The following is a 25,138-nucleotide window of genomic DNA, read 5'->3' on the forward strand; positions in this document are numbered from 1 at the left end:
CTGAGCACCGACGACCTCAATGCGCTGACGGCCACACAGTTCAAGGCCATCAGTTCGGGCCAGATTGCCGCGCTGACGACCGAGCAGGTCAAGTCGCTTTCGACCGATGACTTCGCGGCCATCGGCACCGGCGGCCTGAAGGGTCTGACCGGCACCCAAGCCGCTGCCCTGACGACCGACCAAATCGTGGCACTGACCACGGCGCAAGCCGCCTCGCTGGGCAGCGCCCAAGTGACAGGCCTGCTGACCGATCAGATCGCAGCCTTGGTGTCCGATGACCTGCGCGCCCTCAACACCGGTGCCCTGCGTGGGCTGAGCACCGAGCAAATCGGTGCCTTCACCTCCGACCAAATCGGTAATTTGACGACGGTGCAAGTTAACGCTTTGACCGCCACGCAGATCCAGAACCTGAGCACGGACGACCTCAATGCGCTGACGGCCACACAGTTCAAGGCCATCAGTTCGGGCCAGATTGCCGCGCTGACGACCGAGCAGGTCAAGTCCTTGTCGACCGATGACTTCGCCGCCATCGGCACCGGCGGCCTGAAAGGGCTGACCGGCGCTCAAGCCGCCGCCCTCACGACCGATCAGATCGTGGCGATGACCACGGCGCAAGCCGGCTCGCTGGGGAGCGCTCAAGTGTCGGGTCTGCTGACAGATCAGATCGCCGCCTTGGCCACCGATGACTTGAGAGCCTTCAATACTTCGGCCTTGAGGAATCTGAGCACCGAACAATTCGGCGCTTTGACGACCGATCAAATCAATGTGCTCTCGACCTCACAACTGCAGTCACTCACGACCGGGCACTTGTCGACCTTCGGAACGGATGAAATTGCGTCGCTGGGTTCAAGGCAGATCGCTGCTTTCAGCTCGGTACAAGTGGGCAGCTTGAGCACTGAGCAATTCAGCGCCTTCGACTCGCAGGACATCAAAGCTTTTGTGACATCTCAGATGGCTGGGTTCACGACAGAGCAACTGCACAGCATCACCTCTGATCAAGTCAAGGGCTTTGACACCGAGGATCTTGCCAAGTTGAACATGAACCAGGTCGTTTCCTTCACGACCGAAGCCTTGAGCGCGATGACCGCCACCCAGCTTGACGGGCTCTACCTCGCAACGCCCATCATGTTGGATTTGAATGGCAATGGCATCCAGACCCTGTCCGCGGCGGATGGTGTCAATTTCGATCTGAACGGTACCGGAAAGACTCACAAATATGGATGGGCAAGCGGCGGCGACGGCTTGTTGGCGATAGACCGCAATGGCGACGGTGTGATCAATAACGGCTCTGAATTGTTCGGCACCGGGACGATACTGGCCTCGGGCAAACACGCAGCCAATGGCTATTTGGCCATGGCCGCGGAGGACAGCAACCACGACGGCAAACTCGATGCGCATGACGTCAATTTCAATAAGCTCAGGGTCTGGGTTGACGGAAACCACGACGGCAAGACGGACGCTGGCGAGCTGAAGACGCTCGCGGATCTGGGCATTACCGAACTGGATCTGCATGCCAAGTCAGGTACAGCCGTTGACAACGGCAACTTGGTGGGCTTGGTTTCTGGCTATAAAACGAGTGACGGGGCAACGCATCAAATGGCTGATGTCTGGTTTGCCAAAGACGTCAAGCCAGGTGAAAAGTCCGGCGAATCTTCACCCGCCTTGAATGATTTGCTGGCGGCCCCGAGCGAAAACCTGCTGGTTCACGAGGCAATCAACCAGACAGGCGCGTCAATGGGTGGCAAGCAGAGCGAGCTGCACCACGCCTTGCTGGAACGCAAGCTGATCGAAGATGAAGAGCACAACCGCTTGAACGGACCGTTGATCTAAGCAAAGAGGGCGCCTGCGAGCGCCCTCTTCTCCTCATTTTTTCAAAAAAATAATGGTGCTGCGGTCAAGCCCTTAACCAGGTAAGCGGGTTGAAGCGCCAAGCGACAGCTGTCGGTGCTTCTTGAAGCAAATGCCACGACAACACGATTCTTGTCGGTCGTTTAAAGGTTGCGAACAATTCTTGAGTGAATCGCAGTAAATCTATATGAGCTGGACTTCTGAAACTTCAAACACTGCTACGGCAAATATGGCGGCATGTCTGCCCCAAATTTGACGATTCATTCTCAGCCGAAGTTTCGGCGTTAAGCAAACAACTCACTGAGCGAGCTAAAAATGGCTTCATTCATCTCAAGTCTAAACACAGCACAGATAACCTTGCTGTCCTCAACCACCTTGGCAGGGTTAAGCTCCTCAGACTGGGCTGCGTTCTCAAGCGCACAAATACAGGCGCTGACGACCCAACAGGCCGCATCGCTTGGCCCAACTTCGGTGAACCTCATCAACACCGCACAGTTCTCGGTGTTCGAGACCCAGGACCTGTCGTCCCTTTCAACGCGTGCGATCGTCGCCTTGAAGACAGATCAACTCGCCGCCCTGGGCTCCGCGCAGATCGGTGCCTTGAGCAGCAACCAGGTGATCAGCCTGACCACGGGCCAGGTGGCCGGTCTGGGCAGTGATGATTTGAACGCCTTGACCAGCAGCCAGATCGGCGTGCTGACCGCTGCCCAAGTGGGCGCGATCGCCACCGCGTAGATCGCCAACATGACCAGCGAAGATGTGGTGGCGCTGGGCACACCGGGCATCCGGGCGGTTTCTGCGGCCCAACTGGGCGCGCTGAGCTCGGCCAATGTGCAGGCCCTGACCGCGGCCCAGGCCGGCGCGCTGAGTGCGACCCAGGTGACGGGTCTGGGCACGGCGCAGATGGCGGTGCTGGAGACGGCCGACCTTACGGCTTTTTCTACCTCTGCACTGGGAGCCTTAAGTTCCGGACAATTCTCTGCAATGACCTCACTGCAGATTGGCGCGATGACCAATGTTCAGTTTGGTGTGATCAGCAGTTCGCAAGTTGTGGGTATCGACACTGCTGACTTTGGTGGCATCGGCACCGAGGATTTCCGTGCACTGAGCATCTCAACCTTGCGGGCGCTCAGCAGTGATCAGATCCAAGCCATGAGCGCAAGCCAAGTGGGTGCTTTGAGTACCCAGCAGTTTGGCGCCTTGACGACGGTTCAGATGAAGGGACTTCAGACTGATGACATTGTGATTCTCAGCACAGGCCAGGTAGCGGCCATGACTACGGCGCAGTTGGGCGCGATATCGACGGCAAACTTCGTGCATCTGGGTTCGGCCGACATCACAGCCTTCACGACTTCACAAATTGCAGGTTTGACAACGGATCAACTGACCGCACTGACGACTGAACAGGTCGCGGGTTTTGAAGTGGCGGATATCGCTAAGCTGAATATGACTCAGTCCACTGCTTTGGTGGCCAACACCGCTGCGATGGGCGTGATGTCAGGTACGCAGCTTGACGCGCTGTTCCTGACTACTCCGATCATGTTGGATTTGAACGGCAATGGCATCCAGACCTTGTCCGCGGCCGAAGGTGTCAATTTCGACCTGAATGCCACCGGCATAGCGCACAAGTACGGTTGGGCAAGCGGCGGCGACGGCATGCTGGCGATGGACCGCAATGGCGATGGCGTGATCAATAGCGGCGCCGAGTTGTTCGGCTCCGGTACGCAACTGGGCCTGGGTAAACACGCGGCCAACGGCTACTTGGCGATGGCCGCCGAGGACAGCAACCATGACGGCAAGCTTGACGCGCATGACGCCAACTTCAACAAGCTCAGGGTCTGGGTTGACGCCAACCATGACGGCAAGACGGACGCTGGCGAGTTGAAGACGCTCGCGGATCTGGGCATTACCGAGTTGGATCTGCAGGCCAAGTCGAGTACGGCTGTTGACCACGGCAACCTGATCGGCTTGGTCTCAGGCTACAAGACGAGTGATGGGGCAACACATCAAATGGCCGACGTCTGGTTCGCCAAGGACGTCAAGCCAGGTGAAAAATCCGGTGAGCCTACACCTGCCTTGAATGACTTGCTGGCGGCTCCAAGCGAGCACTTGCTGGTTCAGAACGAGGCCAGCAAGACGGACACATCGGTGGTTGGAAAGCCGAGCGAGTTGCATCACGCCTTGCTCGAGCGCAAGCTGATCGAAGATGAGGAGAACAATCGGGCCAACGGTCCGCTGCTCTAAGCTGGTGTCGAGCAGCCAAAGCGGTGGTGAACCACTTTGGCTGCAAGACGGCCGAACGGCGAGAATCTGTCCCCGGACCTGGCCAAAAAGAAAGCCAGCCTGTTTAACACCAGGCTGGCTTTTTATTGCTCGAAATTTGGGAGTCAGTGCCTGAGGGGGCCTCAGCTGAAAAAATCAGTGATGACGGTCCTGATATCGCGACGCTTGATCAGCTCATAGCCTTGCAAGGCATAGGCAGCGCGCTTGGCGTCGTCCTCGACCAGGGCTTGGCATGCGGCTTGAATGTCAGCCGTCTTGACGAAGTTGAGTCCGCCTGCACGCAAATCGGGTTCTATTTCCAGCTCGTCGTTGTAATCACAGACGACCGCCTTTCGGTTGGCCATCAAGTAGGACACCCGGACAATCTCGAAAATATTGCCGCGTGAGAAATTGACCACAACTTTGGCCCGGGCAATGAATTCGTCACGTTGCTTGCCCCAGACATTGCACAGGGTCATCACTGACAAGCCGGTCAAATCTGGCCGTAGCCCGGCGATATTGTGCAAAGCATCAAAGCGGTCCGGCGTGATGTTGCCGTAGTAGAGCACGTCGATGTCTTGCTCTACTTCGCGCGGCAGCTTCTCCAGGTTGGGGGCATAGGCGGTCTTGGCGTAGTAAGCCGGAAACTTGGGGTTCAGCAAATTCCATGCATCCACATTCGCTTGGCTGTAGTCCCAAATTTGGAACTTGTTCGCCACATGATGGGCGCCGGTGCCGAACAAGGACTTGCCGGCGTAGCGCTCCATATTGAAGAAGATGGTGTTTTCAGGGAAGGTGTCGATCAGGCCGAGTTGCAAAGGAATTTGGAAGCCGAAGACGATATTCAAGGCCTCGGGATCGAAATGATTGACGCGCCGATCAACGCTGTGCCCCAGCGCCGCAAAGCCCCAGTGATAGGACTCCACCACCTCGTTATAGGCATCCAAGATACCGATCTTGGGGTAGAAGGGGTTGTATTGAACCAGGCAAATTTTCATGAATTGAAATCCTTGGGATCTGCGCCATCTCAGGCCGGGTTGGTCCAGGCTTAGGCCGGAGCAAGGTCTTGCGGATGCGGCCGAATCAGGTAGCGTTCGGCGCTTTGTACCAGGACCAATTGCGCGTTGACGTTTTTGCAGTATTGGAAATCCACCATCGTGTTCCAGACGAAGTGGACTTGGCCAAAATAGGCCGCCAGCAGGTCGGAGAAGCCCACGTCAAAGGAGTAGCTGTCCCCGAAAATCACCACCGAGGTCTGATATGGCGCATGCTCGTTTTGGAGCACATAGTGATTGCCGACATGGGCGCCTGTGGTGGCCATCAAGCGGTTGTCATAGACCACGCGGGCACGCCGAGCGATGCTGATGACGCTCTCGAAACAGGGCTCGTCGGTGTATTTCAACAGCAGGTCATGGCGCCACCAGCTGCGCGCCAGGGGCACATGCTCGAAGTCAAAGGCCAGTTCGGGGCAGACCGCCCGCATCAGCTCGCAAAAGCCGAACCAGGCGCCACTGGCACACCAATGGCTGTTGCCCCGCCAACACAACTCGGCGCGCCACGATTCGGACTGCAGGCGTTCCACCGGATAGACCAAGCCCGAAGGTATTTGCTCAAGCAACTGCAGCGCCGGCCGGGTCTGTGCCACCGTTTGGCTGCCCTGAGGCCAGCGTGCATGAGGAAGGATGGCCTGTTTCTCGGGCACGATCAAATGGGCGAAACGGGCATTGATGGATGCGCTGGCGGCTTGGCGACGCTCAACCGTCTGTTGCCAGGCCTGCAGCGTTTCTGCGCTCAGCAGTACCTGACCCAAATACTGTTGCTCCCACGCGTTATTGCCATTGGCAATGAATTGCCAGCCATCCAGCCCCGCAATGGCCACCTGATCCAGCGACAGTGTCTCAAATGCTTGGTCGTAATGCCGGGCCAGTCGGGCTCGATTGATGTGCGCGAGCTCACGCTCGACGGCCAAGAATTCGCTCAATCTACTCATGGCCTAACCGATCGCCAAACAGGCTGCGGCGGGCATTTCTTGCCGAGCTGAAGCGCCGCTGTACACCTGCCAAATCGGCATGAATTGCTCTTCCGCGCCGGCCTGCCCCGCCGCCAAGGCCGGCATCAACGCGCAAAGTTCGGCCATATCCGACTCATGGCCGTAGCGCTGCGCAATGATGGGGCAAAGACTTGCCAAGTTTGCTGCAGCCTGAGTGGCTTGCAGTTTGCCAAGCCTTCGTCCAGCCAGCGTCAAAGCGATATAGGCCAGATGCGCCAGCTTCATGGGCCGTCCCATCGGGTTGGCTGAGTGCTGTTCGGCGCTGGTACGGAAATAGCCGAGATGTTCGTTGATAAAGCCCAGTTTCGAGCTCAAGGAGGCCTTTAAAAAAGCGCCCAAATCTTCCAAACCGGTGAAGCAAATTCCGTCCATGCTGGGGTCATCCAACTCTGACGCCATGGCCGATGAAAAGGTGGCATTGGAAAATTCTCCCAACCAATTGCTGCTGACTCCGGCCGTCTGCGCGAACAAAAGTTCACTGCCCAGAACCAACATGCGTTGGGCATGTTGGGCAATTGCCGGGGGCACCGGTAGGTCACGCATGGGCTGGCCCGACTCCAGCGCCGTCCAGCGCCGACTCACCACGCAGTTCAAAGCGCCCTGCCCATGGGCGTGCAAATGACGTTCGTAGAAGCTTGGGTAGGGGATATCGTCATCCAGCAGCAAATGGAACAACTCGGTCGGACCACCGCTTTGATCTCGAAACAAGCGCAGGAGCTGGCGGAAGTTGTTGTAGGCCCCGCTGCGCGGGCCGGCCACCACCTCGATATTGAGATCCGCCACCGCACTCTTGATCGGCTCGGAGTTCAGCAGGTTCACAAAAGCCTGATCGGGACTGTCATCCGAAAAGATGACCTTGGCGGGCTTGACGGTCTGATGCCGTAACGCTGTCAAGAGCTCGACCAAGTACTTGGGCTTGTAGGCAGGGACAAGCGTCGTAATTTGCATAGTTGACATTTCAACGCAAGGCAGTTTTGACGACATCAGCAATGCGGCTGACCTCTTGCTCAGTCATATAGGGAGCGATAGGCAGGCTCAACAATTGCCCCTGTAGGCGCTCGGCAATGGGCAAGTCCGGCCAGGTTTGGTGGGCATAGGCCTGCTGGGCGTGGCAGGCGATCGGGTAATGCACCATGTGCCCGATTTCAGCTCGACTCAAAGCGGCTTGCAAATCAGCGCGCCTGTCGGTGCGCACAACCATCAAATGCCAAACCGATTCCGCACCTGCGACAGCTTTGGGTAGAAGCACAGGCGCGTCTTGCAGCGCTTCGAAATAAGCTGCGGCGAGGCGGCGGCGTGCGGCGTTTTCAGCATCCAGGGCGGGCAGCTTGGCACGCAAAACGGCCGCCTGAATTTCATCCAAGCGCGAATTCACGCCGGCCACCTCGTGGTGATACTTGATGCTGGAGCCGTAATTGCGCAGCATGCGCAGGCGCGCCGCCAGCGCATCGTCATTGGTGGTGATGGCGCCGCCATCTCCCAGCGCGCCAAGATTCTTGCCAGGATAGAAACTGAATCCTGCTGCGTCACCCAAACCGCCGGTGCGCCGGCCCAGGTATCTGGCGCCATGCGCTTGTGCGGCATCCTCGATCACCTTCAGGCCATGTCGGCGGGCGATCTCCAGAATCGGCGCCATGTCGGCCGGCTGACCGTATAAATGCACCGGCATGATGGCCTTGGTACGTGCCGTGATCGCTGCTTCAATGCAGGCAGGATCAAGGTTATGCGTCGCCTCATCGGGTTCGACCGGCACCGGCTGGGCGCCGGCTTGGCTGACCGCCAACCAGGTCGCGATGAAGGTGTTCGAAGGCACAATCACTTCGTCGCCATCACCGATACCGTAGGCGCGCAGGATCAGATGCAAAGCGTCCAGACCGTCGGCGACACCAATGCAATGCTTGACCTCGCAATAGGCGGCGAACTCTTGCTCGAAGCAGCTGACCTCGTTTCCCAAGATGTACCAACCGGAGTCAAGTACGCGCGAGATCGCGGCGCGAATGCTCGCGTCATGTGCGGCATTGACCCGCTTCAGGTCCAGGAAAGGAATCGCTTGTTGCGTCGTCACCATATCGCTCACTTGACCCACCTCGCGCGCATGAACTCCGCGTAGTCTCGGTGGTAGTCGTCTTCAGCGAACTTGGTCGAAGCCAGCACCATGCAGACGGCGCCGGATGAGAAGTTGTCCAACTCACGCCACATCATGGGGCAGACATACAGCCCTTGATAGGAACGGTTGAGGTGAACCCGCTTCTTGTCCTTGCCATCATCCAATATCACGTCAAAGCTGCCCGACATGGCGACGATGAACTGGTGCAATTGTTTGTGGGCATGCCCACCCCGCTCGGAACCGCCGGGTACGTCGTACAGGTAATAGACACGCTGGATGTCGAAGGGGACATGAACCCCACCCTCGATAAACGTTAGGTTTCCGCGTGGATCGTGAATTTTTGGTAGATCAAGGATCTGGCAGCGATCAATGGACATGGACACACCCTGTAGCTTGTGCTGAGGATTGTGCATCCAGCCACGAGCGTGTCGGCGCGAAAAAGGGCCAGGAAAAAGGTCAGATCAACGCCGCATCTTCTTGAAGCGGGCGGAGTAGATCTCCTGATCCAACAACTCGACCTTGGCCGGAACCTTGAACGCCGCCAGCTTGGCCAAACAGGCCTTGCGTACGCGCAGCCTAAGCTCTGCCAGCGGCTCGGCTTCATGCAATGCCACCTTGGCCACAACGATCTGGCCGAGCAAGGCGTGCTTTTCACCGACGACGACGACATCGTCCACATTGTTCAAAGCAAGGATGACGTCCTCGACCTCGGCCGGATAGACTTTTTGCCCGCCGACATTGATCAGGTCGGTGACGCGCCCCAGTATGCGGAAATAGTCGCCATCAACTTCAACCCGGTCCTGTGTATTGAACCATCCCTCGGCGTCGAAGCCTGAAGGTGCGTTCAAGTAACCCAGCATTCGATAGTCCGAGCGGATCCAGAGAATGCCGTCCCGGACCTCCGTTTCGAAACCCGACCCGCCAATACGCACCCACAGCGAGCCGTCCGGGCGCGACTGTGAGCGCAGCACACCGACCTCGGAGAGCCCATAGGTCTGCTGCAACTCAACGCCCGCAAACTTGGCCCGGATGCGGTCCAGCGTTGACTGCGGCATGGTCTCGGTGCCATAGGTGATGCGCTTGAGGGAGCTCAAGTCATAACGCTGCGCCAGATCGGTGGCGGCCAGCAGGGTCAGGAAGGACGGCGTGGTCGGCAGCAATTCGACCTTGTGATCTTGTATCGCTTCACAAATTGTGGCGATGGCGCGATTCTCGGCAGTCACCACCGTACCCAAGCTGGCCGTGATCGCCAAAATTGTGTTGATGCCGCCGAAGTGATCCAGCATCAAGAACGGAATCGCCACCACCGGTGCTCGGGCGACGCGAAACTTGTCCATGACCCGCTCAAAATCATGCAGCATGCCCTTGGGCTTGCCGGTGGAGCCGGAGGAAAACAAGACCAAACCCGAACGGCCGGTGGCGCGAAACTCGTCCAACAAACTATTGGAAACCGACACCTCATGGGGCTTGATCGTCCAACTCAGCCCATCTTGCGCAAATTCAATCGCGTGGTCACAACCCGAAATCGCCAGAGCTTCAGTCTCCTCGATGACAGACCCCCGCGTCATCGGCACCACCATCGCCTTCAACGACGCCAAAGCCAAAATGACGCAAAAGACGTCCGGCGCATAGTCGGCCAACACCACCACGGTCTGCCCGGCTCGCACGCCCTGAGCGCTCAACTGTTGGGTGTACTTGGCAATGTCAGCCGAGACTTGCCCGTAGTTGCAAACCTGCCCCTTGTGGATAAAGGCGGCCAGGCTCGGCTCGGCATTGGCAAAACGGTCGAGCAGCCACTGCATGGTCAGGCCGCGAGTTGTTCGTTCAGCACGAGGGCAATCAATTTGTAGGACGTGGCGTTGGCGGCGTCCTCATCCGGAATCGAGACGCCAAAACTCTCTTCCAAGGCCAAGATCAGGTTCATCTGGCGCAAAGAATCCCAGCCAGGAACGTTGTCCATGCTGGAGTCCATATCTAGCGTGACGGCATCAACTTCCAAGACTGAGGCCATGACGTTTTTCAACAAAACTTGATCAAGCATTGCGTAACTCCACCCATTCACTGTCGGCCAGTTGCGCACCGGCCAAATCTATCTCATAGGAGCGACTACCGTCACTCGCCTGTGCCAGCTGGGTCAAACCCAGGCGGTCATAGAAGTCTGCCACTTGGGCATTCTTGGCGGTCGGATGATAAGCGGCCCGCAGACGGCGTTTTCCCCGCGCCAGTGCGTCCGCGCAGACCGCGCGCCAGACCGCGAACTCGATGCCCCGCCCGATCACCCGGCAACTCATCAAAAAACTGTGCACGACGACATCCTCGCCTTCGTCCTCGGTGATCAGAACACCCGTCAGGCCATGATCGGCCAGGCGGTCGCTGACCGCCAAGGAGTACACGGTCACGTCGGCGCGCTGCATCAGCCCAAGTACTTCGCCGGCCAGCAATCGGCGGGTGCTCAAATTGAACTGATTGGACTTGCCCATCAGCTCGGTAATCCGCGCCACTTGATCCAGGCAATCACGCTTCAGATCGACCTTCAACTCGAGTGAGCGCAGATAGTCTTGCTGAGTGCCGAAACCGGCTTGCAATTCATTCGCTTGCGCCAATGCCCGGTACTGCTGTGTCTTGGCTCGGCTCTGTGCATTGACGCCGCCGGCGATGAACAGCGGAGCGATCTCGCGGCGAACCAGGGCCGGGTAGTCTTGCAAGGCCTTGGGCACTTGAAACACGCGCACTTGGGGCAATTGTTCCCGCACGGCCTCGATTTCGAAGGCCGAGTCATCGACAAAAACAAAGCTCTCCAGACCGAGATTCAACTGCTCGGCCAAGGCACGCAGATTGCTCGGTTTGTCCATCCAGTTGACTTTCTTGACCAAGACCTGCGCATCGCGCAAGACCATGTCAGGATGGGAGTTCAAGACCTCATCAACATCCGCGGGGTTGTTCTTGCTGTTCAGGCACAGCAGAACGCCTTGTTGCTCAAGCGCTTTGAATTGCTGTTGAACGGTCCAAAATACGTTGCCGGGGAAGCTGTAGCGGTCCAACTTGAGGCCGGCCATGCCATCTTCGCCGACGATGCCGCCCCACAAGGTGTTGTCACAGTCGAGCACCAAAACCTTGTAGAAATGGCTGCCAAAGCTGCGCGTGGCTTGCGCGACTTTGCCGGCCAGCAGATCGATGAAGCCCGCGCTATAGGGTGCCTTGCCACGAAAATAGAAACGCGCATCGAAGGCATGCCGCGCGCCAAACTCAGCCAGGGCTCCGGCGGTCTCGATCAGCTTGACTTGGGCATGCTGAGCGGCCAAGGTAGCCAAGCCTTGATTGAAGGCATAGAGTGCCAACTGCTGCGGGCTGTCGGCCGACGCCTGCGGATCGAGCAAATGCGCGCCGAAGAGCAAGACCTGACCGATCGACTGAGTGCCCTGCAAGGCCAAGCCCAGACGGTTCAAATAGTCGGCCTGCGCGGGGGCCCAAGCCCCCTCCTCCAAGCCGCCCAGTTGCGCCTCCCACGAAGCTTGCAGATTGTCAAAGAACGGCAAAATCAACAGCAAGTCCACGCCGGCGTGAACTTGTACGTCGCCGAGAAGATCGTCGTAACTACCCTTGGCCACCTGCAGCCGTACACCAGCCAAATAAGCATGCCGACGCAAGTAGGTGGCCAGCAAATCAACGGTGATGTTGGCCGCAATTCCCAGCTTCAGGCTACGAAATTCAGCATCGCTTTGGTCGAGCAACTTGAGCGCCGCCATCACCTCAAACTGCGCGGCATCGGCGCGCTGCAGCACGGCCAGGGCGGATTGCTCCTCGGCCCTCACGATTGTCACCATGCCATGGACCCGCCGCCATTGACGCGCAGGTTCTGCCCGGTGATGTAGGCCGCCTGCTCCGAAGCCAAGAAGGCCACCGCTGCGGCCGCATCTTCGGGCTCGGCCAGGCGGCGCAAGGGCGTTTGCCGCGCCACCATCAACTGCTGCTTCTCCGAAACCCCGGAAATAAAGCCGGTGTTGGTCATGCCAGGTGACACCAAATTGGCGGTGATGCCAAGCGGGCCCAACTCCGCAGCCAAATAGCGCGTCAAGGTGGAGAGGGCTCCTTTGGCGATCGCGTAAGCGGTCCAACCGGCTACCGGCACACCGTCCCAGGACTGTGAGCCCAGGGAAATGACGCGCCCTCCGCCGGCCGCCTGCATCGAGGGCTTGCAAGCCTGAACCATCAGCAAAGCGCTCTTCAGCTGCACGTCGAGATGTTGCTGCACTTCATCCCAAGCCAGCTCTTCAATTTGACGCGCCACGATGCGCGGCGAGGCCGCGTTGACCAAGACCGTGACACCGCCGAAATGATCAATGGCCGCCTTCACCAACTTGGCCGCGCCCGTCTGCGTTGACACATCGGCTTGCACCGCCACCGCTGCGGCGCCACCGTCCTTCAACTTGGCCACCAACTTGAGGGCCTTGTCTTGACTGGCGCTGTAATTGACCACGACAGCGAAGCCTTCGGCCGCCAGCTTTTCACAGATAGCCCGGCCGATGCCGCCAGCACCTCCGGTCACGATGGCAACCTTGAGTCTTGCCACGGCGGCAGCCAGCTTGGGGCGCGGCGGCTCCAACAACTTGACCTTGCCGCCGCCACTGAGCACCACCTGTCCATGCTGATTGCAGATGCGGGTGTCGAGCTCCAACAGGCGCTCGCGTGGGTGTTTCTTGAGCACCGTGCATGTCACGGTCAGGGTGTCACCCAGACGCACCGGCAAATTGAATTCCATGGACTGCGACACCCATAGAGCACCGGGTCCGGGCAGCTTGGTTCCGATCACGGTGGAGATGAAGGATGCACCCAGCATGCCGTGGACGACGATCTCCTTGAAAGAAGTCTCGCTGGCGTATTCCGGGTCTACGTGCAGAGGATTGTCGTCGCCGGTCAACTCGACAAAGCGGCGGATATCGGCTTCGGTGATCGGTTTGACCAGCGACTGCTGATCGCCCACATTGACCGCTTCGAAGTCTGCAAAAATGCTCATCGTGCAGCCCCCAGCGACCAGCGCCAGACACTGGCCGCAAAATTGAAACCGGCACCGACGCCCGCCAAGGCCACCATGTCGCCGTTCTTGATATGGCCACCACGGACAGCCTCGCTCAAGGCAATCGCCAGCGACGCAGAGCCGCTATTGCCGATTTGCGCGACATTGGTATAGGTCTTTTCCATGCTCAATCCCATCTTGCGCACCAAATACTCGATCAAGCGCAGATTGGCTTGGTGAAAGACCATGAAATCCAGTGCCTTCACATCCACTTCGGCCTTGGCACAAGCGCGTCGTATGGTCGGTGGTAAATGGGTAATGGCCTGCTTCCAGGTGGCGATGCCGTTCATTTCCATCAAATCCACGGCAGCCTCAAACGGTCGGCCGTTGTTGGCGAAAGAGGCACCTCCGCCGCGCAAACGCACGGCCTCGTAGTTCGAGGCATCGGTGTGAAAGGCCGAGGCCTGAATACCCTCGCCGGCAAGGGCCGGGCCGAGCACGGCGGCGCCGGCGCCGTCGCTCAGATAGATCGCGGTGTTGGCGTCCTTGCGGTCGATATAGCGGCTGCACATCTCCACCCCGATGACCAGCGCGTAGCCGACGCTGGGGTCAACCCGCATCCGGTCACTGGCGCTGGTCAAGCCCGCCACGAAACCCGAACAGTTGGCTTGCAGGTCGAAAATTTGTGCTTGCGCGGCACCGAGTTGCTGAGCCACCTTGGCCGACAGGGGCGGAAACTGGTAGTCGCCCGAGAAGGTGCAACAGATAATCATGCCGAGTTGAGTCGGCGTTATGCCCGCCATTTCCAAGGCCTGCGTAGCTGCGGCCACCGAATAGCCCCAGGCGGTGTCTTCGGTGGCGGCGATATAGCGGCGCTCAATGCCGGTCTTCTCGATGATCCAGTCCGGCGTCACGTCCAGATGCTGGCACAGCGTCTCGTTATCCTCAAACTGAGCGGGCAGATGGTGGCCTACGCCGATGATGGAAACCGCAGGAAGATGAGAATTCAAAACTGTCATTGGAGGCTGTGTCAAGCAGGATGGGTGGCGGACATAAAGGCTCGCAGCTCTTCGTTGTGCGCATGAATTTCATCGATGGTGGCGCTGCCGCCATGGCCGGGCAGCACCAAGACGTCGCCGGCGATCCAAGCGAACAGATCCCGCAGCGAGCGACGCAGTTGTTCATGGTCCTCGCCCGGCAATTTGGATAGCGCGGTGCGGCGCGCATAGAGCGAGTCCCCTGAGAACATCAGGCCGTCGACCAGAATGGCCGCGCTGCCCGGCGTATGGCCCGGCAGCGGATGAAAACTGAAGTGCCGCCCAATCAGCGCAAGCGCGGCATCCCCGTCTTGCACCAGACTGAACTCTGGCAAGGCGATGCGGGCCTTGAGCTTGAAGGCGGCCATCAAGAAGTTGGACAGCTTGGCTTGTTTGAGGTCGGCTGCGCTCAAGTAAACCGGCAGACCATAGGCTTGTTGCAGCCAGGCGGTGCCGCCGACATGGTCAAAATGCCCATGCGTGCAAAGCACCGCAACCGGCCGCCAGCCGCTGGCCGCGATGGCCGCTTCGAGGCCGGCGCGGTCCAAACCCGGATCAACGATTACACAGTCAAGGCCCTGGCCAGGCGGTACATGGGCACTGGCGAGCAAATAGGTGTTGGAATGAAAGTCCGCATTGGTGATGCGCAGCAAGGCACCATTCAACAAGGTTTCAAGCGCAGCGGCCATGTCAGTTGACTCCGCCGAGATAAACCGTTTGGGCGGTGATATAGGCACTGCGTTCGGATGCGAAAAAGTCCACGACATTGAAGATGTCGTCCGGCGATGCATAGCGCGGCAGTGGCAGGCCGGCCACCACTTGGTCGATCTTGTCTTTGGGCAGCTGTGCCAGCATATCCGTGTCTATGGCCGTGATGGCCAGCGTGTTGCAGGTCACGTTGAAGGCGGCGAACTCGCGTGCCATGACATTCGCCAAGGTCGAGATCGCGGCCTTGCTGGCAGCGTAGACCGAGTCACCCATGGGCTCTAGGCTGCTGGCCATGGAACCGATATTGATGATGCGGCCCCATTTGGGCTTGCGCATCAGCTTGGCCGCCTCGCGTGAGACCAAGAAGGTACCGAGCACATTGACCTCCAACATGGTCTTGGCCGCAGCAGCCGGCATGATCATCGCGTATTGCGAAACCAGTTGAGCGGCGTTGTTGATGACGATATCAAGCTGGCCGAATTCCTGGCGTATGCGCGCAAAACCCTGCGCCACAGAGTCAGGATCGGCGATGTCCACAGCCATCCCGGTGTAGCCGGGCAGCAATTCTTCGTCCGCGTGCCGATTGAAGCCGATCACCCTTGCCTGGCCGGCCAGAAAATGCTCGGTCAACAAGCGACCCACGCCACGCCGGGCGCCGGTGATCAACACAATCTTGCCGGCATAGCTCATCATTCAGGCCAGCAATTCGAGGATGTAAGCCTGCAGTGCCGACACATCGCTGAAGGGGACCGGGTCGCGGCTCATGGCCTTGTCGTCGGTCAAACTGATGGCGCGGCCGAATTTGTCGCTGACCAAGGTCTCCAGGTCGACGATGACCGAGACCAGGGAGAGTGAGTCCAACTCGGAGCCCTCGCCGAACAGGCTGGTTGCGGCGCCAATCTCGATCTGCTCATCGGCCGCGCGTTCCTCGTTCAAGGCACGCAGAGCTTGGTAAATCAGATCCAAAACCTGTGTTGCGGTGTCATTCGTTGCCATCTGCGTCACTCCATTCATTGATTCTAAAAATTCAGCTCGGGCTGTTGGATCTGCTGCGACCCGCCATGATCAAGGCATTCATGCGCGGCAGCGCGGCGGCCCGGTATTCGGCCTCCAGCATGCCGAAGCACAAGGCGTCCTGGAAATGTCCATTGATGAAGTAATGGCGGCGCAAACGGCCCTCTTCTTTCATGCCCAGAAACTTTTGCCATTTGACCATCAGCAAATTGTCGGACGCGATCGTACCGAAGACGCGTTCCAACTGGAGTTGCTCAAAAACCAATTGATAGATCAGCTTCATCGCCTCAACAGCTGCCGGTATGCCGCGCACCGCATCCGGCTCGCCGATCAGAAATCGACCTGGCTCGGCGTGCCGGTTCACGGTGTCTATCGCGCTGATAGCGACCATGCCAACCGGCCGGCCGTCTTTCAGGCAAATCAGGAAGTTGTACTCTGTTGCGGGCCGAGCGCCAATCCAAGCCGCTTGTTGCTCCACCGTGGCCGCGCCCCGATTCAGATTGGTGGCTCGCTCGCTTTGACGCCAAGCGAATGTCAGCGCTGCGTGGGAAGGCGTGAGCGGAATGAGGTCGACGAATTCGCCTTGCAAAGTCACTGCTGGCATGGCTCAGACCTTGGGGCTCAGTACCATCGCCAAGGCGCTGGGAACCGGCAAGCCGGGCTTGGCGGGGGCGTAGGCATTGGCAAAAAAACAATGCTCCATGTGCAGCCCGGCCGCTTCAACCTGCGCCCAAACCTCTTGGGGCTGTCGATAGAGAAAAATGTGATCGGCATGCGCAGCATTGAGCGCAGCCGTGACAAAAAGCTTGCCGTCGCTGGTACAGAGTTGCTTGAGCCCCTTCAGCAAAGCAACGGGGTCCTCGAGGTGCTCAAGCACTTCGACGCAAAGCACCGCGCGAAACCGCTGTTCACTGGGCTGCTCGATGATGTTCTGTTGACGGGTCTGATACCGCGCGGCAAAGCCGAAACTCCCCACATGGGCAGCGGTGAACTCCAATGAGAGCGGGCTGATATCAAAACCGACGCCTCGCAAGTCACTCCGGTGCTGCAGAGCCAGACGCGAATAGATGCCTGTGCCTACGCCAACTTCGGCGAACTCTGTCACCTGTTGGGCCTGCATCCAAGGCAGGAAATAGCTCTTGAAATATTCGATTTGCTGGTAATGATGGGGCCACAGATAGTGCGAGAGCAAGAGCCCGGGCAAGTATTGGCGCCGCATATAGTCATCGTTGTAATAGACCTCCGCTGCGGCCTCGGCATAGGTTTTGGCTGGATAACACAGCTCTTGCTCGAAACGCTTTTGGCGCCGCATCGAGTCCATGACAAAGGCGGCGTAGCCCTTCACCGCATCGAGCAGCGCGGCATCACTGGGGTAAAAATTCCCGAGCATGGCCGAAAAGTCCGCACCCCAAGTCGACCCGAATTCTGCGGAGGCACGGTGCACGCTCTCCCGGGCAAAGCGAGCGGAACCTTCCATCAGGCTCAGGAGCTTGGCGATCGGCGCTGTTTCGGGGCGGGTGCTGTTAGCAATCGTGGGCATGCGCTTGTCTCAAAAATGTTGGTGAACCGCGGTTGAAGTAGACCGCAATGGGGCTCAGCACAAACGGCCGAGCACAGGCCGCGCGACAGTCTACTTCTTCGCTAGCCCGGAGAAGTAGTTCGTCAGCGCAGCGGTGTCATAACGCCACGCCCCATCGACCACATCAGTGCCACCAGTTGCTGCGCGTCGAATAAGGCATTCACATGGGCGACTCGCATCGAATAGTAGTCACCCTCGGCAGCCATCACATCGAACAACGAGCGGCGGCCCAGTTGCTGCCATTGCTGCAGCGTGGAGGCCCGCACTCTGTCGCTATTGCGCAGAATTTCCACCACACGCCGCGCCCGGTCCAAGGCAGAGGTGGCGGTCTCAAAGGTCTCCAATAGGCGGTATTGTTTGACTTCAACTGTTTCATCACGCTGCAAGTTGGCCGCTTGATAGCGGTTCTTGGCGGCCTCCAAAGTGGCATCGGCCCCGGGTTGTAGCAAAGGAATATTGACCGTCACGCCGCCAATCCAGTCGTTTGAACGGCCCACCCCGGCCACCGTCGATCCGTTCACTAGAAGACTGACGCTGGGACGTTGGCCGGCCAACACCGACTCGGCATAACTGCGCTGGGCACGGGCTTGCGCCGAAGCCTGCGCCACATCCGGGGCTTGCAAGATGTCGGCTTGCATCTCGACCAAGTCGGGCAGTTGCGCCAACACCGAGCTCAGGCTGGCACTGACGGGCAGTTGATCACCAACCAGGCGGCGCATCCTGATCTCGGTCTGACGCATCGCAGACAAGGTCTGCTCATATTGCAGATCGGCCTGCTGCAGACTCTTTTGCGCCTGCACCAGCTCGCTGGCCCTGCCTTTGTCGGCCTTGGTGATGACCTCCAGCGAGTCCACCAGACAGGCCATCTTGCGTACATATTGGCTGTAGACCTGCGCTTGCAAGGTGTAGCGCCCACGGTCCAAGGCCAAGCTGACGGTCTGCAAGGCCAATTGTTCCTCGGCGCTGCTTTGACCATACTTGGCCGCACTGGCCAGTTGCGTGCGCCATTCCGTCAACTTGGTGATGCGCCCGGCGTCATACAGAGGTGCAGTGACACTGAGGGTGGCACTGCTTTGCGAGCCCGTGAGCGTGTTGGCTCCGGGCACTGCATGGCCTATGTAGCCGGCTCTGCCGAGCAAGTTCACCTGGGGGATGCGAGAGGCCTTGGTTTCGGCCACATCTGCCTCGGCGGCTTGGCTCAATAATTTCAAGGCGCCAATCGAGCGGCTGCGCTGCAAGGCCAAGCCGACCAGTTCCTGCAATTGAGCGCGGGGGTCCGTGGCACTGGTTTCGACCATGGTGGCGTCGCGCCCTGCCCGTGACGGGCCTGCTTCGTCCTCGCCGCAACGACTCTGACTCTGACTCTGACTCTGACTTTGACTTTGACTCTTGGCCTGAGCTGGCGCAGGCGCGGCCCTAGCGCATAGGCTCAGAGCCATTAGCAAAGACAGCACAAGTGGTTTGGACATGATGAAAAAGTCACGACAAAGAGGGTGATCCCCGATACCGCTACTACATCACGTTTGGACTCGCACCGAAGTCTCGATTAGGGGCCCTTGCCGCCCCTTTATGAGGGCGTGGACGAATTTTGCTAGCGCTCGCGCAAGGCTTCTTGCGACTTCATCATTGGGCGCACCAGGTAGCTCAAGACGCTGCGCTCACCGGTTCTGATCTCGACCGTTGCGGTCATGCCGGGAATCACAGGCAGGGTCTTGCCTTTGAAACGCAGATTGTTGCGCTCGGCGGCAACAGTGGCGCGGTAGTAGCCGCCTTCAGCGCTCTTTTCGGTCTCGCCCATGGCATCGGGGCTGATGTACTCGATGCGGCCGGTGAGGCCGCCGTAGACGTTGTAGTCATAGCCCGAGAGTTTGACCTGGGCAAGCTGGCCGACACGCACGAAGCCAATATCGCGAGGCTTGACACGCGCCTCGATCAGCACTCGCGGGCCTATGGGCGAAATCTCCATGATGGGCGCCCCGGCAGTGACAATTCCACCCACCGTGCTGACGCGAATATTCTTGACCACACCGTGCACAGGTGACTTGAACGTCGTGCGGCTCATCGCATCCTCCCGCACCACCATCTGCTCATCGAGCTGGGAAAGCTCGTTTTGTACCCGCACCAACTCACCGCTGGCCTCTTGCCTGAAGCGGCTGATGCGTTCAGCACGTTGCTGCTGAAGCTCATTGACTTGACGGCTCAGGCGCATCACCTCGACGTCGGACATCAGCCCTTTGGCGGCCATGTCCTGCGCCATCTTCTGTTCGCGCGCCAGCAAGCCGCTGCTGCGTGCAATGCTGCTGACTGCCTCGTCCATCACGCGTCGCCGGGCTTCATAGGCCTCCATTTCGGCCTCGGCGATGCGCGGCACGGCCAGCACCTCGCGTGGAAACACGAGCGGTTTGGCGCTGGCCTCAGCGCTCAGCCGGGCCGCTTGAGCCTTCAGCGCAATGCGTTTGGCCTGGCCCTCGTTTTGCTGCGCCTCGACCCTGGTCGGGTCAAGTCGCGCCAACTCCTGACCTAGCGCGACTTCCTCGCCCTCGCGAACAAATAACTCGCGCAGGATGCCACTTTCCAGACTGGCGATGACTTGCTCGCGCCCGTCGGGCACGATGCGTCCATCACTGCGGGTGACTTCGTCCACGGTGGCCAGTGCTGACCATGTGAGAGCGACCACGACGGCGATCAACATCAGGTAGATCGCCCACATGGCATGGGGCAATGGTTCCTCGATCTGAGCATGATTCAAGCCGGTGACGAACATGCCCTCTTCACGGCTCAGGGCCATGCCGCCGGCCTTGCTTTTGATACTCATGGCTTATACCGAGGCTGAGCGTTGCACCGGCTGGGCCGATGGGTGCATATGCAAATTGGCGCCAGCTCCGTTGGCCGCGGCTTCTGCAGTTGCCGCGCTGGGCCGCACGCCCGACAAGGCGGCCAAGACCTGGTCACGCGGACCATCCAGCACCACGCGGCCGTTGTCCACCACCACGATGCGGGCCACCAACTCCAGCACCGCCGGTCGGTGGGTCACGACCACCAGGGTGCAGGTACCGGCGGCATCGCGCAATTGGCGCAAGAAAGCCATTTCGGACTGTGCATCCATGGAGCTCGTTGGTTCATCCATCAGCAATATTTGCGGCTTGGTGACCAAGCTGCGAGCCAGCGCCACCAGTTGACGCTGGCCACCCGACAGCAGCCCGCCCATTTCGCCCACGGGCAGGTCCCAGCCCTTGGGGTGGCCGGCGACCACGCGGTCCAAGCCTGTCAGCCGGGCGACCTCGACCAGTCGCCCCGCGTCCAAATGGGCGCGACCCATCAAGACGTTGTCCCGCAGCGTGCCATGGAAGAGCCGCGGCTCTTGGGACACAAAGCCCACCTTGGCGCGGAACTCGGCCGGGTCAACCTGGCGCAAATCAATACCATCCACATCCACCATGCCTTCGGTGGGCTGATACAGGCCGGCCAGCAGGCGCAAAATTGTCGACTTGCCGCTGCCGATACGGCCCAGCACGGCGACTCGCTCGCCTGCCTGCAGGCGCAGATTGACGGCTTTCAAGATCTTTGGCGCTTCGCCCTGACCCACCATGGGGTAGGAGAACCCCACATCGTGAAGCCCGAGCTTGCCACTGACCTGGGTCAAAGGTACATAGTTGCGACTGCCGTCGCGCTCGGTCGGCGAGTTCATCATCCGGTCCAGCGACAGCATCGCAGCGCGTGCGCCTTGATAGCGCGTCGCCAAACTCACGAGACTGCCCAGCGGCATGATGGCGCGCCCTGCAAACATCACGGCGCCGATCAATGCGCCGGCCGTAATCAAGCCATCTTGGATCAGATAAACGCCCCAGACCAGCATGATCAAATTGATGGACTGCTGCAGCGTCATGGTGATGTTGCTGCTCCAACTCGACATATTTCGCGCCCGCAGCGAGGACTCGGCGGCGATAGAGGTGCTGGTTTCATAGCGGCGCAAAAACCTGCCTTCGGCACCCGAAGTCTTGAGATCCTCCAGGCCCTCAATGGCTTCGACCAGCGTGCCTTGCAGATCGGCTGTCTCGGCCATATTGGTCCGCATGGCCTTGCGCAAATGGCCTTGAATCGCATAGGTCAAAGCAAGAATCAAGGGAATCGTGAGCACCAGCACCCAGCCCAGCGGGCCGCCGATCACAAAGGTCATGCCGACGAACAGCACAATGAAGGGCAAATCGGTCAAGGCCGACATCGTCGCCGAGGTGAAAAACTCGCGCACGACCTCAATCTGAGCCAAGTAATGCGCATAGGAGCCGGCCGACTCGGGCTTGTGCTCCATGCGCACGCCCAGGGTCTGGCGGAACAACTTGGCACCGATGATCATGTCGGCCTTGCGGCCAGCCAGATCAATCAAATGACTGCGCAACTGGCGCGCGAACATATCGAATATCAAGGCCACGCCCGCGCCCACCGCCAGCGTCCAAAGTGTCACCAGCGCTTGATTCGGAATCACCTTGTCGTAGATCACCGAAGTAACCAAGCCCGAAACCAGCATCAAGACGTTGCTCAGCAGCGCTGCCAACATGGCCGAGCGGTAGTAGGGAATGAAGCGCTTCAAAGTGCCCCAGAGCCAATGCTCGCCGGCCACCTTCAGCAGCGGCTCATCGCGGGTGTTGCGGGTGTGAGCTTGGGACTGCTCTTGCGGCGACGAGACCAGCACAAAGCCACTGTACTCGGGCTCCAGTTCCGAAGTGAAGGCGGTACAACTGGCCGCTTCCGGCCCTGGGAACACCACTTCATAGCGGCCGCCGGTCGCTTCTGTGCCGTCGTCCAGGCGCTTGACCAACACGCAGGCGTCGCCCTCGTTGAGCAACAGCACCGCCGGCATCAGCAAGGGATTGATGTCGTCGATCGATTTGCGCAGCAGGCCGGCGTTATAGCCCGCCTCACGCATCACTCGCAAGGCCTGATCAGGCGCCAGCGGCCCTTCAACCGGAGCGCCGGCGCGCAGTGACTCGGCCGAGCGTGGCCGGCCATGATGACGGGTCACCCAAGCGAGCGCGCTCAGCAGTGGGTCACCAATGGGCTGCTCCGCCAAACCTTGCAGCGGATCGGGCATCACAGGCTCGCTGGCAACCGAGCTATCGGCGGCCAGGCGCAAGCCCTTAGCCGCCTTGGAGACGCTGCCATCAAAGAAGGAATCGTGACGCTGCGACACACTAAGCCTTGGTCTGAAAGGTGTAAAAGGTGTGAGAGCTGAAAAAACCGACCGAATTCAGCTTCCTCATGCGCCTGCTTGATCGCCCCGTCGTTGCGCCAAGGCCATGCGCTCGAATTCATGCTCAAGATCGCGCACAACAGCGGGAATGTCAAACAGTGCCGAGCTGCGCCCCTGCTCGCGCAGATAACGTTTATAGGATTCAATTCTTGCCGGGTTTTGCCCCAACTGCACCGCCCTGCCCTCGTATTCGGCCAAGCTGAAAGTAATTAAGTCAGGTAAACCAACGGCGCTCAGCAAACTGCCCGCCATGCGCGAGATATAGCTGCGGCCCGAGCGGGTCAGGATAGGCGTGCCCATCCACAAACAGTCACTCGCGGTGGTGCCGGCGTTATAGGGGAAGGTATCCAAGAAGAGGTCCGCCAAGGCAAAGCGCGCCAGGTAGTCCGGCGGCGCCGCGCGCGGGGCAAAGATAAGCCGCTCTTCAAGCACGTTATGCTCGGCCGCCACACGCAGCATATTGGCCTTGGCCCATTCGTTATCAGCCAATAGCCACATCACGCTGCCGGGCACTTGCTCCAGGATGCGCATCCAACTGCTGAACACCTCTTCATTGAATTTGTGGTTATTGTTGAACGAGCAATAGACGAAGGCGTTCTCGGGCAGCCCGTACTGCTCGCGGCAAGGTGCCGGGCCCACTTCGCGCTGGCGGTCGCTGACTTGGTAGCAATTGGGCAGGTAGATCGGACGCTCGGTGCAATAAGGCAGGTACTCGGGCGGCATCACGAAGCGGTCGGCAATGATCCAGTCCACGCCCGGCAAAGCGGATGTGCCGGGCAGGCCCAGATAGCTGACCTGGATCGGCGCCGGGCGATAGGCCAGAATGTTTGGCCGAGCGCCGCTGGTCAAGCCCTGCAAGTCGACCAGGATGTCAATGCCTGCTTCGGCGATCAAGCGCGCGGCCGTCAGGTCATCCACACCTGCGAGGCGCACATGGTGGTCCATCGCCTTCAAGATGCGTGCACGCTGCGCGGTTCCGTCCTCTCGGCTCCAGCAAAAGGCATACACCTCAAAGCGGTCACGGTCATGTAATTCGAACAATTCGGGCGTCAACAGTCCGACCGCATGCATGCACAAGTCGCCGGACAAATAGCCAATCTTGATGCGCCCTTTGCGAGGCTGGCGTGCCGTGGCCAGTTCGTGCAAAGGCCTGTCTTTGTAAACCAGCACTTTCTCATGCACAAATCGCTGCGCCGCCATCAGCTGAAGGGCGGGATCATCACTGGCGCTCAACATGGCCAGCAGCGATGTGCCCACCAGCAATTGGTTGTGTGTCACGTCGCCGACGGCTTGGTAAACCGGCCAATCGCACTGTTTCTGACGGATGTGCACATAGTGCTGAATGACATCGCCCTGGCGGGCCTTGAGCGTCAGGCTTTGTCGCATCAAGGCCTGCGATTCTGCCAAGCGGCGCTGCGTCTCCAGCAGCCGAGCCGAATTGTTCAGGGCATGCAAAACCAGCTCCAACACCGCAGGGTTGGCGCGGTCCAAAGACGGGTCTTCGAACACCGTTCTCCACTCGCCGAGGGCTTCTTCGATTCGACCCAAATGTTCCAACTGATGGCCCAAATTCAAGCGGGCCTGGGTAAAGGTAGGGCTCAAAGCCAAGGCCGTCGCGTAAATTTGCTCGGCTTCGGCGTGTCTGTTCCTCGACCCCAGCAGCGTGCCTAAGTTGTAGCAAGCCACATGCAAGAGGACAGATTTGGTATGGGTCGTCCAATTTTGATAAAGCACGATCGCGGCATCGACCAAACCCTCCCGCTGCAGCTTGTCGGCCTTTTCCATCAACACGCTGAGCTCCATCGCACCGGAGCGCGCCAGATCTAGCATTTGCTCAAGCTCCGGGTTGCTGGCGAGCGAGTCTTTAGTAGCAGGAGTGGTTTTATCCATGGCGATAGGTCCGCAAATACGGCTCGTGAAGGCTTAAGCGATGTTAGACGGCGACCCCAGTTTGGGCGCGCCGATTAGGACTGGAAATTGAGCGCAGTTCCCATCCAAGGCGAGCGCAATCGCTTGGTAGATACCCTTGACAGAGGCGAACAAGGCTGTCATGGCGGCCCTATTTGTGGCTTTAGTTTGCGGCCGCGCTGACGAAAATTCAGGCAAGCCCTCTGGAGGGGGAAACGGCCGATCCCGGTCGCTACAAATAGAGCTAAAAATGCTGAATGCAATTCTGACTCGATGGGCCAGGACTCGCGGAGCGTCCTCGCCTTCAAGGTCTGCGGGCTCATCGCGGTTCTCCACCCTGGGCCGTAGCACCCAAAGCCCACC

The 25,138-nt window shown here is 59.3% G+C and carries 22 protein-coding genes; 3 read left to right on the top strand and 19 right to left on the bottom strand.

Going from position 1 to position 25,138, the window contains the following annotated elements; translation table 11 throughout:
- The 3 genes from LNV09_RS24015 to LNV09_RS24025 form a co-directional block, all read left to right on the top strand.
- The coding region (locus tag LNV09_RS24015; RefSeq protein ID WP_505191002.1) for an SPM autocatalytic domain-containing protein at positions 1–1,830 on the top strand (1,830 nt) is incomplete at its 5' end.
- 489 nt (positions 1,831–2,319) lie between these two features.
- Complete coding sequence (locus LNV09_RS24020; protein WP_263559598.1) at positions 2,320–2,583, top strand: hypothetical protein; 264 nt, start codon at positions 2,320–2,322, stop codon at positions 2,581–2,583.
- Between the two features lie 9 nt (positions 2,584–2,592).
- Complete coding sequence (locus tag LNV09_RS24025) at positions 2,593–4,092, top strand: SPM autocatalytic domain-containing protein (RefSeq protein WP_263559599.1); 1,500 nt, start codon at positions 2,593–2,595, stop codon at positions 4,090–4,092.
- Positions 4,093–4,253: 161 nt separating this feature from the next.
- On the opposite strand, the gene LNV09_RS24030 is transcribed toward LNV09_RS24025, so the two are convergent.
- From LNV09_RS24030 to LNV09_RS24120, 19 genes are all read right to left on the bottom strand, one after another.
- Positions 4,254–5,108: a hypothetical protein gene (locus tag LNV09_RS24030; protein WP_263559600.1), complete on the bottom strand. Its 855-nt coding sequence runs from the start codon at positions 5,106–5,108 to the stop codon at positions 4,254–4,256.
- Between the two features lie 50 nt (positions 5,109–5,158).
- Positions 5,159–6,100, bottom strand: coding sequence for an alginate O-acetyltransferase AlgX-related protein (locus LNV09_RS24035; RefSeq protein ID WP_263559601.1), 942 nt, complete (start codon positions 6,098–6,100; stop codon positions 5,159–5,161).
- Between the two features lie 3 nt (positions 6,101–6,103).
- Entirely contained in the window at positions 6,104–7,108 is a 1,005-nt protein-coding gene (locus LNV09_RS24040; RefSeq protein WP_263559602.1) for a glycosyltransferase family protein, read from the bottom strand.
- 10 nt (positions 7,109–7,118) lie between these two features.
- The gene (locus tag LNV09_RS24045) at positions 7,119–8,228 is read right to left on the bottom strand and encodes a DegT/DnrJ/EryC1/StrS family aminotransferase (protein WP_263559603.1); all 1,110 of its coding nucleotides are present in this window, start codon (positions 8,226–8,228) and stop codon (positions 7,119–7,121) included.
- 5 nt (positions 8,229–8,233) lie between these two features.
- Positions 8,234–8,644, bottom strand: coding sequence for a sugar 3,4-ketoisomerase (locus LNV09_RS24050; RefSeq protein ID WP_263559604.1), 411 nt, complete (start codon positions 8,642–8,644; stop codon positions 8,234–8,236).
- Between the two features lie 84 nt (positions 8,645–8,728).
- Positions 8,729–10,069: a long-chain fatty acid--CoA ligase gene (locus tag LNV09_RS24055; protein ID WP_263559605.1), complete on the bottom strand. Its 1,341-nt coding sequence runs from the start codon at positions 10,067–10,069 to the stop codon at positions 8,729–8,731.
- 2 nt (positions 10,070–10,071) lie between these two features.
- The gene (locus LNV09_RS24060; protein WP_263559606.1) at positions 10,072–10,308 is read right to left on the bottom strand and encodes an acyl carrier protein; all 237 of its coding nucleotides are present in this window, start codon (positions 10,306–10,308) and stop codon (positions 10,072–10,074) included.
- Positions 10,301–12,091, bottom strand: coding sequence for an HAD-IIIC family phosphatase (locus tag LNV09_RS24065; RefSeq protein WP_263559607.1), 1,791 nt, complete (start codon positions 12,089–12,091; stop codon positions 10,301–10,303). The genes LNV09_RS24060 and LNV09_RS24065 overlap by 8 nt, the downstream gene beginning before the upstream one ends.
- The gene (locus LNV09_RS24070; RefSeq protein ID WP_263559608.1) at positions 12,085–13,281 is read right to left on the bottom strand and encodes an SDR family oxidoreductase; all 1,197 of its coding nucleotides are present in this window, start codon (positions 13,279–13,281) and stop codon (positions 12,085–12,087) included. Before LNV09_RS24070 ends, LNV09_RS24065 begins: the two co-directional genes overlap by 7 nt.
- Positions 13,278–14,300 carry a 3-oxoacyl-ACP synthase III family protein gene (locus LNV09_RS24075; protein ID WP_411969346.1) on the bottom strand — a complete coding sequence of 341 codons (1,023 nt, stop codon included), beginning with the start codon at positions 14,298–14,300 and terminating at the stop codon, positions 13,278–13,280. Before LNV09_RS24075 ends, LNV09_RS24070 begins: the two co-directional genes overlap by 4 nt.
- A gap of 11 nt (positions 14,301–14,311) precedes the next feature.
- Positions 14,312–15,007, bottom strand: a complete 696-nt coding sequence (locus tag LNV09_RS24080; RefSeq protein ID WP_263559610.1) for an MBL fold metallo-hydrolase — start codon at positions 15,005–15,007, stop codon at positions 14,312–14,314.
- 1 nt (position 15,008) lies between these two features.
- Positions 15,009–15,719 (bottom strand): SDR family NAD(P)-dependent oxidoreductase, encoded by a 711-nt coding sequence (locus tag LNV09_RS24085; RefSeq protein WP_263559611.1) that lies wholly within the window; start codon positions 15,717–15,719, stop codon positions 15,009–15,011.
- Positions 15,720–16,022, bottom strand: coding sequence for a hypothetical protein (locus LNV09_RS24090; RefSeq protein ID WP_263559612.1), 303 nt, complete (start codon positions 16,020–16,022; stop codon positions 15,720–15,722).
- 31 nt (positions 16,023–16,053) lie between these two features.
- Complete coding sequence (locus tag LNV09_RS24095) at positions 16,054–16,644, bottom strand: GNAT family N-acetyltransferase (RefSeq protein WP_263559613.1); 591 nt, start codon at positions 16,642–16,644, stop codon at positions 16,054–16,056.
- Positions 16,645–16,647: 3 nt separating this feature from the next.
- A complete protein-coding gene (locus tag LNV09_RS24100) occupies positions 16,648–17,580 on the bottom strand; it encodes a class I SAM-dependent methyltransferase (RefSeq protein ID WP_263559614.1) in 933 nt (310 codons plus the stop codon).
- A 122-nt stretch (positions 17,581–17,702) separates the two neighbouring features.
- Entirely contained in the window at positions 17,703–18,917 is a 1,215-nt protein-coding gene (locus LNV09_RS24105; protein ID WP_263559615.1) for a TolC family protein, read from the bottom strand.
- Positions 18,918–19,210: 293 nt separating this feature from the next.
- Positions 19,211–20,434: an HlyD family type I secretion periplasmic adaptor subunit gene (locus tag LNV09_RS24110; RefSeq protein WP_263559616.1), complete on the bottom strand. Its 1,224-nt coding sequence runs from the start codon at positions 20,432–20,434 to the stop codon at positions 19,211–19,213.
- A 3-nt stretch (positions 20,435–20,437) separates the two neighbouring features.
- Positions 20,438–22,807, bottom strand: a complete 2,370-nt coding sequence (locus LNV09_RS24115; RefSeq protein ID WP_263559617.1) for a type I secretion system permease/ATPase — start codon at positions 22,805–22,807, stop codon at positions 20,438–20,440.
- A gap of 66 nt (positions 22,808–22,873) precedes the next feature.
- A complete protein-coding gene (locus LNV09_RS24120; protein ID WP_263559618.1) occupies positions 22,874–24,757 on the bottom strand; it encodes an O-linked N-acetylglucosamine transferase, SPINDLY family protein in 1,884 nt (627 codons plus the stop codon).
- Between the last annotated feature and the right edge of the window lie 381 nt (positions 24,758–25,138).

It is taken from the genome of Paucibacter sp. B2R-40 (assembly GCF_025717555.1).
Taxonomy (GTDB): domain Bacteria; phylum Pseudomonadota; class Gammaproteobacteria; order Burkholderiales; family Burkholderiaceae_C; genus Paucibacter_A.

Bases quoted from the DNA above. Each gene is read 5' to 3' on its own strand.
- LNV09_RS24060 (WP_263559606.1), bottom strand. From the start codon at position 10,308: ATGCTTGATCAAGTTTTGTTGAAAAACGTCATGGCCTCAGTCTTGGAA.
- LNV09_RS24045 (WP_263559603.1), bottom strand. From the start codon at position 8,228: ATGGTGACGACGCAACAAGCGATTCCTTTCCTGGACCTGAAGCGGGTC.
- LNV09_RS24070 (WP_263559608.1), bottom strand. From the start codon at position 13,281: ATGAGCATTTTTGCAGACTTCGAAGCGGTCAATGTGGGCGATCAGCAG.
- LNV09_RS24110 (WP_263559616.1), bottom strand. From the start codon at position 20,434: ATGAGTATCAAAAGCAAGGCCGGCGGCATGGCCCTGAGCCGTGAAGAG.
- LNV09_RS24080 (WP_263559610.1), bottom strand. From the start codon at position 15,007: ATGGCCGCTGCGCTTGAAACCTTGTTGAATGGTGCCTTGCTGCGCATC.
- LNV09_RS24055 (WP_263559605.1), bottom strand. From the start codon at position 10,069: ATGCAGTGGCTGCTCGACCGTTTTGCCAATGCCGAGCCGAGCCTGGCC.
- LNV09_RS24030 (WP_263559600.1), bottom strand. From the start codon at position 5,108: ATGAAAATTTGCCTGGTTCAATACAACCCCTTCTACCCCAAGATCGGT.
- LNV09_RS24065 (WP_263559607.1), bottom strand. From the start codon at position 12,091: ATGGTGACAATCGTGAGGGCCGAGGAGCAATCCGCCCTGGCCGTGCTG.
- LNV09_RS24105 (WP_263559615.1), bottom strand. From the start codon at position 18,917: ATGGTCGAAACCAGTGCCACGGACCCCCGCGCTCAATTGCAGGAACTG.
- LNV09_RS24100 (WP_263559614.1), bottom strand. From the start codon at position 17,580: ATGCCCACGATTGCTAACAGCACCCGCCCCGAAACAGCGCCGATCGCC.
- LNV09_RS24075 (WP_411969346.1), bottom strand. From the start codon at position 14,300: ATGACAGTTTTGAATTCTCATCTTCCTGCGGTTTCCATCATCGGCGTA.
- LNV09_RS24050 (WP_263559604.1), bottom strand. From the start codon at position 8,644: ATGTCCATTGATCGCTGCCAGATCCTTGATCTACCAAAAATTCACGAT.
- LNV09_RS24035 (WP_263559601.1), bottom strand. From the start codon at position 6,100: ATGAGTAGATTGAGCGAATTCTTGGCCGTCGAGCGTGAGCTCGCGCAC.
- LNV09_RS24025 (WP_263559599.1), top strand. From the start codon at position 2,593: ATGACCAGCGAAGATGTGGTGGCGCTGGGCACACCGGGCATCCGGGCG.
- LNV09_RS24090 (WP_263559612.1), bottom strand. From the start codon at position 16,022: ATGGCAACGAATGACACCGCAACACAGGTTTTGGATCTGATTTACCAA.
- LNV09_RS24120 (WP_263559618.1), bottom strand. From the start codon at position 24,757: ATGGATAAAACCACTCCTGCTACTAAAGACTCGCTCGCCAGCAACCCG.
- LNV09_RS24095 (WP_263559613.1), bottom strand. From the start codon at position 16,644: ATGCCAGCAGTGACTTTGCAAGGCGAATTCGTCGACCTCATTCCGCTC.
- LNV09_RS24085 (WP_263559611.1), bottom strand. From the start codon at position 15,719: ATGATGAGCTATGCCGGCAAGATTGTGTTGATCACCGGCGCCCGGCGT.
- LNV09_RS24040 (WP_263559602.1), bottom strand. From the start codon at position 7,108: ATGCAAATTACGACGCTTGTCCCTGCCTACAAGCCCAAGTACTTGGTC.